This is a genomic window from Roseivirga sp. UBA1976, from assembly GCF_002336325.1.
Classification (GTDB): Bacteria; Bacteroidota; Bacteroidia; order Cytophagales; family Cyclobacteriaceae; genus Roseivirga; species Roseivirga thermotolerans.
Window position 1 is genome coordinate 1 of the sequence record NZ_DDDQ01000177.1, and the last position, 10,419, is coordinate 10,419.

The 10,419-nt window shown below is 43.6% G+C and carries 10 protein-coding genes; 9 read left to right on the forward strand and 1 reads right to left on the reverse strand.

Going from position 1 to position 10,419, the window contains the following annotated elements:
- The 6 genes from B3763_RS18440 to B3763_RS18465 form a co-directional block, all read left to right on the forward strand.
- Positions 1-600: ankyrin repeat domain-containing protein (locus B3763_RS18440; RefSeq protein ID WP_286748326.1), on the forward strand; the 600-nt coding region annotated here is incomplete at its 5' end.
- 14 nt (positions 601-614) lie between these two features.
- Positions 615-1,664, forward strand: a complete 1,050-nt coding sequence (locus B3763_RS18445) for an acyltransferase family protein (RefSeq protein ID WP_286748327.1) — start codon at positions 615-617, stop codon at positions 1,662-1,664.
- Between the two features lie 208 nt (positions 1,665-1,872).
- Complete coding sequence (locus B3763_RS18450; protein WP_189630765.1) at positions 1,873-2,457, forward strand: aspartyl/asparaginyl beta-hydroxylase domain-containing protein; 585 nt, start codon at positions 1,873-1,875, stop codon at positions 2,455-2,457.
- 74 nt (positions 2,458-2,531) lie between these two features.
- The gene (locus B3763_RS18455; protein WP_286748328.1) at positions 2,532-3,107 is read left to right on the forward strand and encodes a hypothetical protein; all 576 of its coding nucleotides are present in this window, start codon (positions 2,532-2,534) and stop codon (positions 3,105-3,107) included.
- Positions 3,097-3,786 carry a DUF2490 domain-containing protein gene (locus B3763_RS18460; RefSeq protein WP_286748329.1) on the forward strand — a complete coding sequence of 230 codons (690 nt, stop codon included), beginning with the start codon at positions 3,097-3,099 and terminating at the stop codon, positions 3,784-3,786. Before B3763_RS18455 ends, B3763_RS18460 begins: the two co-directional genes overlap by 11 nt.
- A gap of 116 nt (positions 3,787-3,902) precedes the next feature.
- Positions 3,903-5,516, forward strand: a complete 1,614-nt coding sequence (locus B3763_RS18465; protein WP_286748330.1) for an ABC-F family ATP-binding cassette domain-containing protein — start codon at positions 3,903-3,905, stop codon at positions 5,514-5,516.
- Positions 5,517-5,654: 138 nt separating this feature from the next.
- Here B3763_RS18465 and B3763_RS18470 read toward each other — a convergent pair whose 3' ends face one another.
- A complete protein-coding gene (locus B3763_RS18470; RefSeq protein ID WP_286748331.1) occupies positions 5,655-7,562 on the reverse strand; it encodes a YfbK domain-containing protein in 1,908 nt (635 codons plus the stop codon).
- A 136-nt stretch (positions 7,563-7,698) separates the two neighbouring features.
- Between B3763_RS18470 and B3763_RS18475 the strand changes: the two genes are divergently transcribed.
- The 3 genes from B3763_RS18475 (at position 7,699) to B3763_RS18485 (ending at position 10,151) form a co-directional block, all read left to right on the forward strand.
- On the forward strand, positions 7,699-8,232 hold the full coding sequence (locus B3763_RS18475) for an RNA polymerase sigma factor (protein WP_286748332.1): 534 nt from the start codon (positions 7,699-7,701) through the stop codon (positions 8,230-8,232).
- The gene (locus B3763_RS18480) at positions 8,207-9,592 is read left to right on the forward strand and encodes a TonB family protein (RefSeq protein WP_286748333.1); all 1,386 of its coding nucleotides are present in this window, start codon (positions 8,207-8,209) and stop codon (positions 9,590-9,592) included. Before B3763_RS18475 ends, B3763_RS18480 begins: the two co-directional genes overlap by 26 nt.
- Positions 9,593-9,764: 172 nt before the next feature.
- A complete protein-coding gene (locus B3763_RS18485) occupies positions 9,765-10,151 on the forward strand; it encodes a VOC family protein (protein WP_286748334.1) in 387 nt (128 codons plus the stop codon).
- Positions 10,152-10,419: the final 268 nt, after the last annotated feature.

Below are 10,419 nucleotides of genomic sequence, written 5' to 3' on the forward strand. Positions count from 1 at the left end.
AAACAAACGAATCTAAAACGTATGAAAAGAACACTCTTAATTCTACAACCCACAGCCTTTTTTCTAGCCCTGCTTATACTAGGCATGGGTTGTTCCGGCCAGGCAAGCAATCAAACTCAGGAAGGTGATGCCTCCTCAACAAAAGCTCCTACTCAAAGCATACACGATGCCGTTATCTCCGGACAAGCCGATGTGGTAAAACAGCATATTGCGGCCGGTACCAACCTGAATGCTAAAGACCCTTTTGGCGGGTCTACTCCTCTTATTCTAGCCGCAGTATTTGGACATGACGATATTGCAAAACTCCTTATTGAAGCCAAAGCCGACCTGAACATTAAAAACAAGGAAGGATCTACCGCATTGCTTACAGCCGCTTTTTTTGGTCGTATAGAACAGGTAAAGCTACTCCTGGAAGCCGGAGCAGATAAGGCCATAAAAAATGCATTTGGAGCTACTGCCCTGGAGTCTGTACAAGCACCGTTCTCGGAGTTAAAGCCAATGTATGAACTAATTGGGGGTCAGTTGAAACCCATGGGGCTTACATTAGACCTAAAGCGAATAGAAGCTGCCCGTCCAGAAATTGCCAAACTTTTACAATAAAATCGGCTCGATAGATGGAAAGAAGGTACGACATAGATTGGCTTAGGGTAATTGCCATTGCCATGCTGCTGATATATCATATTGCCATTGGTTTTCAGCCCTGGGGTTCGCTAATCGGCTTTATAGCTAATGACGAACCCATTCCAAGCCTTTGGATTCCTATGGGCATGTTGAACGTTTGGCGTATTCCGCTTCTCTTTTTTGTTTCCGGAATGGGCGTATTTTTTGCCCTGCAAAAACGCAACTGGAAACAGCTACTGGGTGAAAGGGCTACACGAATTCTTATGCCTTACGGGTTTGGTGCTCTGGTCATTGTACCTATACACGTGGCCATTCTATTAAAACATTACGGCCTGCCTTTTTTATACAGACCCTCTCCGGCCCACTTGTGGTTTCTGGGTAATATTTTTGCTTATGTTCTGCTTTTTATTCCGCTCTTTTATTGGCTCAAAAACAGGCCTGAAACCTCATTTGCCAACACTATAAGGAAACTCTTTAGCAGCCCGGCAGGATTTTTAATAATAGTCTTGCTTTTTGAAGCAGAAGTTCTGCTTGTTCAACCTTCGCCTTTCGAAATGTATGCCCTTACCTGGCACGGTTTCTTTCTGGGTATGGTGGCTTTCTTACTGGGCTTTCTCTGCGTATACAGCGGCAGCAGGTTCTGGCAAAACACTCTAAAATGGCGCTGGGTACTGTTCACCGTGGCTTTAATACTCTACGCTGTTCGGTTGCTCCATTACGAGTTGGTGGGTCCAAATGAACTCATGGCTATCGAGTCTGTGGCCTGGATACTTACAGCATTTGGTTTTGCCCACAAATACCTCAACCGCCCCAGCCGATTACTCAGTTATCTCAGTGCCGCTGCCTATCCAATCTATATCATTCATATGGCAGCTCTATACTTTTTCTCCTACCTCATTTTTCCTTTGGCTTGGCCGGTATGGTTGGAGTTTGTAGCTGTGGTAGTACTTACTTTTGTGGCTTGCTATGCTCTTTATGAGTGGCCCATTAAGCGGGTAAGTTTTATTCGGCCGTTGTTCGGATTAAAAAAGCTCGATAAATAATTCCAAATTAAAGAGACCATCCGCAAGAGCACAGTGCGCTAAAACCGCGTAATGGCTGCCCCTGGGATGGTCTCCTTCTTTGCTTTGCAAAAAGGCACCCAACCGCTCTAATTACTACCCTATTTTAATTTGAGGGTAATCGGCAATTGGCTATGGCATATTAGATGCAATGCCCTTAACTTAGCATGTAACAATAAGGAGTCTTAAAATGAGCAACCACACACAGTCTATTGGCGACAGAGTAAAACTTCCCTTTCAATTTGATGTGCAGCGTATTATCGATGAGGTGTATCAAATGCCAATGAATAACTTCATTTACTACAATGTGATACCGCTTCGCTCGCCAGCCCATTTTGTGGACCCCAGTTTACCTACACCTCCATCTACCGAAGATTATGCCGATGGTTCGTGGACCGATTGGCTAGACACCCAAGAGTTGAAATCTTCACCTTACCTGACCGAAGTGGTCGATATGTTTAAGCAACACACCAAAGTTACCTTAGTGCGTGTGCTTCGTTTGGCAGCCGGTAACATTGTTAAGGAACATACCGACCCCACTCTGGGTCTGGAAATCCCGAAATCGGTCATTCGGCTCACCATCCCTATTATTAACGCGCCAGGTGTAGAATTTTATCTCAATAACGAAATTGTACCTATGAAACCGGGTGAATGTTGGTATATGAGACTAACCGACCCACACCGCGTGATAAACAACAGTACCGAAGACCGTATTAATCTTACCATAGACATGATCCCTAACGATTGGGTACAATCGTTGATTAAGGGTAGCTAGCCTGTGAGCCAAGGGCGAATAAACAAAATGACTTCCTTGAGTGTATATGCTAGCGGAGCCCGATACTTTTGCATATGCTTTGTAAGAACTTATTAAGACTCAATCTGGCGATTGTAGGACTAGCCCTACCTACTCTGCTCTATGCTCAAAAACTGGAAAGAGAATCGCGTATTAAACCGGAAGAAGTTCCACCGCAAGCCCTTACATACCTGACAACCGGAGGGGTTGAAAAAGCACAATGGTATTTTGAGGAAGGACTAAGCAGCACTTCTCTAGAGGCTAAGTTCAAACATGACAAACGTTGGTTTAGTGTTGAGTTTTCTGAAGATGGAAGCCTGCAAGACATTGAAGTAACTATACGCATGGAAGAATTGAACAAGGCCACCCGAAATCGTATTCTGGAGGAATTCGAACGTCAGTTTGGTCGCTATAAAATCAGAAAAGTACAGGTACAATATCAAAGCACCTCCCTTGCCACTCTGATTCAGAAAAAAATGCCTTTGCTAAGTGTCCCGCATGCCTTTGAAATTGTAGTTAAAGGAAAGAAAGGTAAGCTTCCTAAGCTATGGGAGTTCACTTTTTCAGCTCAGGGAGAGCTATTGTCGCTAAACCAGATTATCACCCGAAACAGCGAGCACCTTGAGTATTAGACAGTACATTGGTTTGCTGGCCGGCCTTTTATTTGGCACCACACTTTGCGCACAAAATAGCTTTCAGAGCGGTATTTTGCCGGCCATTAATCTCAATAGAAGTATCAACGAGCTGTATGCTCTTAACCTGAAGGTAGAAACCCGCGAGCAGTTTCGGGCCGGGTTTGTTCATACCGATCCCATGCGAATGCATGAACATTTGCTTACCGATTTCACTCTGATTGGTTCACGAAAAGTAGGTTTATCTGAAAAAATCAATCTTGGCTACCTGCTTCGTCTTCGTCAGGGAGAACGCATCCACCGAATCATTCAGCAGTTCTCGTTTATTAGCCGGCTGCGCAACTTTAATCTGGGCCATCGGTTGGTAAGCGATCAAACCTTTGCCCCGGAAGAGCCCGCTGTGTTTAGGCTTCGCTACCGCATGAGCATGGAGCTTCCGCTAGACGGAGAGAAAGCGGATCCCGGTGAGTTTTATGTTAAAGTGAACAATGAACTCATTCAAACCTGGCAACGAAGCAACGCACCACTCACCGAATATCGCTTTGGACCCTTTTTAGGGTATTTTATGAGTAATACTCATAAGGTAGAAGTAGGCCTGGACTACCGCAACCAGTCCATTCTCATAGCCCCAACCCGGCATAGCTATTGGTTAAGCCTCAATTGGTTTTTTAACCTATAATCTAACCAACACATCTTTCTTATTAATTATCAGCCACATAGTTCAAACTATTTGTGCTTTCCTTTTTGCGCGGCTTTAAAAGCCCTACCTTTGCGGCCTGAAATTGATAGCCTACTATGATCTCTGTACAAAACGTATCCCTTGCTTTTGGTAAAAGAGTCCTTTTTGATGAAGTAAACATAAAATTCAGTGGCAACAACTGCTACGGTGTTATTGGCGCCAACGGAGCCGGAAAATCTACCTTTCTAAAGATTTTATCGGGCGATATAGACCCCAACTCCGGGTCTGTGACCATTGAGCCTGGCAAACGAATGGCCGTATTGAAACAGAACCACTTTGAGTTTGACCAAAACACTGTGCTCGATACCGTAATGATGGGCCACTCCGTGCTATGGGGCATTATGAAAGAGAAAGACGCTATATATATGAAACCCGACTTCAGTGAGGAAGACGGCATTAAAGCTTCTGAACTGGAAGCACAGTTTGCCGAGATGGACGGGTGGAATGCGGAGTCTGATGCGGCTGCCCTTTTGAGCGGACTGGGCATTACGGAGGACTTGCACTATAGCCTGATGAAAGATCTGAACGGTAGTCAAAAAGTGAGAGTACTATTGGCTCAAGCCCTATTTGGCAACCCCGACATTCTTATTCTGGATGAGCCAACCAACGACCTGGATCTCCAAACCATTGGCTGGCTGGAAGATTTCTTACTCGACTTTAAAAACACGGTGATTGTGGTATCGCACGACCGTCACTTTTTAGATACCATCTGTACCAATATTGTAGATATCGATTACAGCCAGGTGAAGCTCTACACCGGAAACTACTCTTTCTGGTACCAGTCTAGCCAGTTGGCCCTTCAGCAGCGTTCAGCGGCCAACAAAAAAGCTGAAGAGAAAAAGAAAGAGCTTCAGGAGTTTATTGCTCGCTTCTCGGCCAATGCCTCTAAGTCTAAACAAGCCACCAGCAGAAGAAAGCTCCTGGACAAAATTAATGTGGAAGACATTCAGCCTTCTACCCGCAGGTATCCGGCCATTATATTTCAGCAAAGCCGCCCTGCCGGTGATCAGATTTTGGAAATCAAAAACCTTTCGAAAGCCAACGAAGAAAAACCGCTCTTCTCAGGGCTCGATCTGTTTGTGAACCGTGGCGATAAAATAGCCGTGCTGAGCAAAGACAGTGTGGCAACAACTACCTTCTTTAAAATATTAATGGGTGAAGAAAAGGCCGATTCGGGCGAGTTCAAATTCGGTCAAACGATTACTACGGCCTACTTACCCAACGACAATTCAAAATATTTTAATACCAACGAGAACCTCATAGACTGGCTAAGACAGTTTTCTGAGGGCGAAAAAGACGAGGTATTCATACGTGGTTTCCTGGGCAAAATGCTTTTTTCAGGCGAAGAAGTTTTCAAAAAAGCTAATGTGCTTTCTGGAGGTGAAAAGGTTCGTTGTATGATTTCTCGGATGATGCTGGCCCAAGGTAACCTGCTCATTATAGATGAACCTACCAACCACCTGGACCTGGAGTCTATTCAGGCATTTAACAATGCACTGAAAGACTTTCCTGGCACGGTGCTCTTCACTTCTCACGATCATGAGTTTACCCAAACTGTGGCCAATAGAATTTTGGAAATAGGACCAAAAGGCTACCTCGACAAGCTGAGCACTTACGATGATTACATCGAAAACGAGGAGTGGATGGCACAACGAGAAAAGATTTACTAGGCACCAAGCAAGCCTGATGATAAAAGAGGCTACCTCAAGAGCCAGGTGAACGTCACCCTGAGTTTGCCTACCTGCCGGTAGACAAGCCCAGATGACGGGTTTTAAAGCTTTTGAGATAGCCTCTTTTTTATGAATATGCTACTCTTCTTCCGAACGCTTCATGAGTTCGGCCGCTTCCATTAACCGAATCATTTCTGCTCTATAGCCATTTTCATCGTAGCCTTTACTCAGTCTGGCCAACTCCAAAGCCTCATGATAGGTGTAGCCATTGAGATAATCGGATTCGCGAAGCAGCATTCCGAATGATGCCACTGCGGCAGACCAATTGAAATTATGGCTCATACCTTGAATAGGTTTCACCTCGTTTGGAATAACCGTATCTAAATAAACAGAGCGATCTTCATCGGGTTGTTTATAGCGTAACTTTACTGTCATTAAGTCTGTGGTGTTAATTGCTCCTTCCGGCTTGTGATTGGGCTGATACTTCAGATCATCAATAGGTTTAAAACTGCTTTTAACCCCAACCGGAATTACTTCATAAAGAGCTGTAACAGTATGACCAGCCCCCAGTTCACCCGCATCTTTCTTATCGTCATTGAAATCTTCATCGGCCAAAAGTCTATTCTCATAACCAATCAATCGATAAGCCTGAACGGTACCAGGATTGAATTCAACCTGTAGTTTCACATCCTTAGCAATGGTGAACAATGTTCCACCAAACTCATTGACCAATACCTTCTTGGCTTCTAGAATATTATCGATGTAGGCATGGTTGCCGTTCCCCTTATCGGCCAAAATCTCCATTTTAGAATCCTGATAATTGCCCATTCCAAAACCTAGAACAGTAAGAAATACACCACTCTTTCTCTTTTCTTCGATTAGGTCTTCCATGGCTTTATCGCTTGAAGCCCCGACATTAAAATCTCCATCTGTGGCCAGGATGATTCTATTATTACCGCCTTTAATGAAATTCTCTTGGGCAATTTTATAGGCCAGTTTAATGCCAGCTCCTCCTGCGGTTGAACCTCCAGCCTGTAGATTTTCTAGCGCCTTTAGAATCTCTCGTTTTTTGTCTCCAGAAGTAGAGGGCAGCACCTCTCCAGCGGCTCCGGCATACACCACAATGGAAACCCGGTCTTCTGGTCTCAATTCATCGACCAACAACTTAAGCGACTTTTTGAGCAATGGCAGCTTGTTTTTGCTTTCCATAGAGCCCGATACATCGAGCAAGAACACAATATTAGAAGGCGGTAATTGGTCCATTTCTATCTTTTGCCCCTGAATACCGATATGAACCAAATAGTGATCTCGGTTCCACGGAGCTCTACCCACCTCGTGCTGCACATGAAAAGGATGTTGACCCGTAGGCTGATTGTAGGTATAATCGAAGTAATTGATCATTTCTTCAATTTTTACAGCATCCTTTGGCGGCAATTGTCCTTGAGTGATGAACCGTCTCACGTTACTATATGAAGCCGCATCTACATCGATGGAGAACGTACTGAAAGGATTCTTGAAAGGTGAATTAAATCCGTTTTCTTCTATTTCTGCATAGGACTCAGTATTTGATTTGTAATTTGGCATGTATATAGACTGAATATGATCTTGTTCAAGCACCTTCAGATCTAACTCATCTTCAATCATATCATATTGAACATTGGCTGGCGAAGCCTCAGTCTTAGCTCTTCTATTAAACAAGCGTCTTCTCCCGACACCAGTAACCACAACTTGTTCCAAGGCAGTTGCATCTGGTTGCATTTGAATATTTACAACCTTCCTTTTACCCACCTGAACTTCCTGAGAAACATAACCTAAATAGCGAAAAACCAATACTGACTTTTCATTAGGAACTTCTAGTTCGTACTTGCCATTTAAGTCTGTAGCAACACCGTTCCTTGTGCCCTTTAATAGCACTGTCACCTGAGGTAATGGTAACCCATCATCAGCTCCTGTTACTTGACCACTAATGGTGATTGAAAATTTTTCTTCTACTGGTTTATGGAATCCAACCAATAAAGTCATCATGATTATTAAGACCTGTTTCATGGTATATCGATTTTAGTTTTATAATCTTTAAAGACAGGATGCCAGAACTCGATCGATTCCATAAACAGACCTGAAAAAACTTTTACAACGCTTGATCCGAGGGAATTCAAATACAGAACAACTAACTGACATTCAATTGATTGAATCTTATCAATCGACTGGAGAAAAATCTGTATTAGGAATTCTCTTCAAGCGATATATGCCACTGGTTTATGGTACTTGCATGAAGTATCTGAAGGATAGAGAGGCTGCCAAAGACATGGCCATGCAGGTTTTTGAAAAGTTGATGAGGGAGCTGAAGGAGAAGGAAGTTCAGAATTTTAAAAGCTGGCTATATGTGCTTACTCGTAATGAGTGCCTAATGCTTCTAAGAAAGAAGAGTCCGGAAATTAATGGAGTCGAGCTTATGGAATATCAACTTCCTGTGCATCATACTGATGAAACTGAGGTCGAAGAAGATTTAGGCAAGATGGAAACCTGTATTGAAGGACTAAATGAGGAACAAAATATCTGCATCAAGCTTTTCTACCTGGAGAAGAAAACCTATCAGGAGGTTTGTGAAGCCACAGGTTTTGAGTTGAAGAAAGTGAAAAGCTATCTTCAGAATGGAAGAAGGAATTTGAAAATATGTATAGAAAAACTGCGTGAGCAAGAAGAACAGACATATTGAACACTTAACGCCTGAGCTAATCAAAGCTTACAGAAATGGTGAACTAACCCGTGAAGAACAACATGAGGTGGAACGACTTATGCTCGAAAACCCACTTTATAATGAGGCACTTGAAGGACTAGATGAATTCACCGATGAAATGCTCGATGCCGATCTCAATGAGTTGGACAATAGATTGGATGAACTCCTGGCTGAAGAAGATAGGCCTGCTGGTTTCTGGACTATTTGGAGAGGGCTTGCAGCGGCACTCATTTTAGTAGTTATTGTTGGCACCCTTTTTATTCTGCGAGAAAACAGGCCACTACCCAAACGCGACCTAAGTGAACTACAGTCTCCTGAAAAAGAAGACACACTGACCAAGCCCCAGGCTCGGGAGCCGGTTCTTGAGCAGGGTACGAAATCCGAGACAAACTCCATAAAACAAAAGAAGACTATTGACTCCCCAAAATCGGAGGTCGATGAAAAATTAGAGGGCCAACTGGAACTGAATATCGAGCCTAAACAGGAGAGAACTCAAACAGAAATTGCTCGCATCGATGCTTCCTCTAAGCAACTTGCTCTGGAGTCAATGGTATTTAGCGCGGTAGACTCTCAGCTTATTATTCCTATGGACAAAGTAATTGGTCGTTTGGAAACCACTCAGGAAATGGAGCAAATCACCCAACAACTATCGGGTCGGGTGGCTGGTGTTGTTATCCAAGATGCCCGGTCCAAACAAGGGTTTATAGCTCCTGCAGAAGATAATCCAGCCAATATAACCACCCTCAAAGGCAGAGTGGTGGATGCCGAAGATCAACTTCCTCTACCCGGTGTACTAGTGGTGATTAAAGGAACAACGAGAGGCACTACAACCAATACCGATGGACTGTTTCAATTGAATAATATTCCCAGACTTTCAGAGTTAGAATTTCGCTTTTTAGGATACCTTACAACCAGCCTTGTGCCCGGAAACAGAGACTCTCTCAATGTGAAACTACAGCCCGATGTGAATGCATTAGGGGAGATTATCGTCACGGGCGTGAGCGAAGGTGATGAAGTGGCCCCGGTTACTACCAGGTTTAAGGCCCCTCAACCAGAAATAGGGTACCCTAAATTCAATCGCTACCTTAAAGAAAACATCCGATACCCTCAAGCTGCCAGAAATCAAAACATAAAGGGAGTAGTAACAGTGGAGTTTACCGTAGAAGCTGATGGAAGCCTGAGTAACTTTAAGACCCTTAAAGGTCTTGGCCACGGTTGCGATGAGGAAGCCATAAGACTCATCAAAGAAGGCCCTCAATGGCAACCTAAATTAGTTGGGGTTAATGAAGTTCCTGAAAGCTCTAAGGTGACTCTAAGAATTCGGTTTAGACCGAACTAGGTTTTGGTTCAATGTTGGAGTTCTACCAATCCTTTTCCTTCTGTAGCCTCGAACAATCAGGCAGGTAAGTTTAGCCTTCCTGCCAATGGGTTAAGCTCGGGACAAAAAAGCCAGACAGCCCAACTAACTGATTTTCGATTCACTACCTTTGAACGTGTAAATATTACGTGTTTTGAAACTTAAGAAAGTCCATCATATAGCCATCATATGCAGCAACTACTCAAAGTCGAAGCAATTCTATACCGAGATACTAGGCCTGAAAATTATAAGAGAAGTCTATCGTGAAGAAAGACAATCTTACAAACTCGACCTTGCCCTAAACGGTGAATACATCATTGAATTATTCTCCTTTCCCAACCCTCCGGCAAGACCATCCAGACCGGAGGCTCAAGGACTCAGACACCTGGCATTTGAAGTTGAGAACATTGAAGAAGCTGTTGATAGCTTAAAATTGAAAGGAGTAATTACCGAGCCAATCCGTACCGATGAATACACAGGCAAAAGATTCACTTTCTTTACTGACCCAGATGGTTTACCTCTGGAACTTTATGAGGTTTAAACCTTATGTCTGCAGCACAGCCGGTGCAAGGGAAAACTTTAACACCGTCAAATTTGTCATATGGCCATTTGCCTGTTTACAAGGCTGGAGCGAATAACTCGCGAATTGCCGCGTTGCAAAATCCACTATGTTTATTTTGCGCCCCGCAGTGAAAGTGAGGCAGATTATCCGGTCGCCAGACCATTCTTAGTAGTCAGACGAACAAACTCATTATCTTTAAACATTAACCTGAGTTCGATGTACAAAAAGAACGTCATGCCGGAAAAAC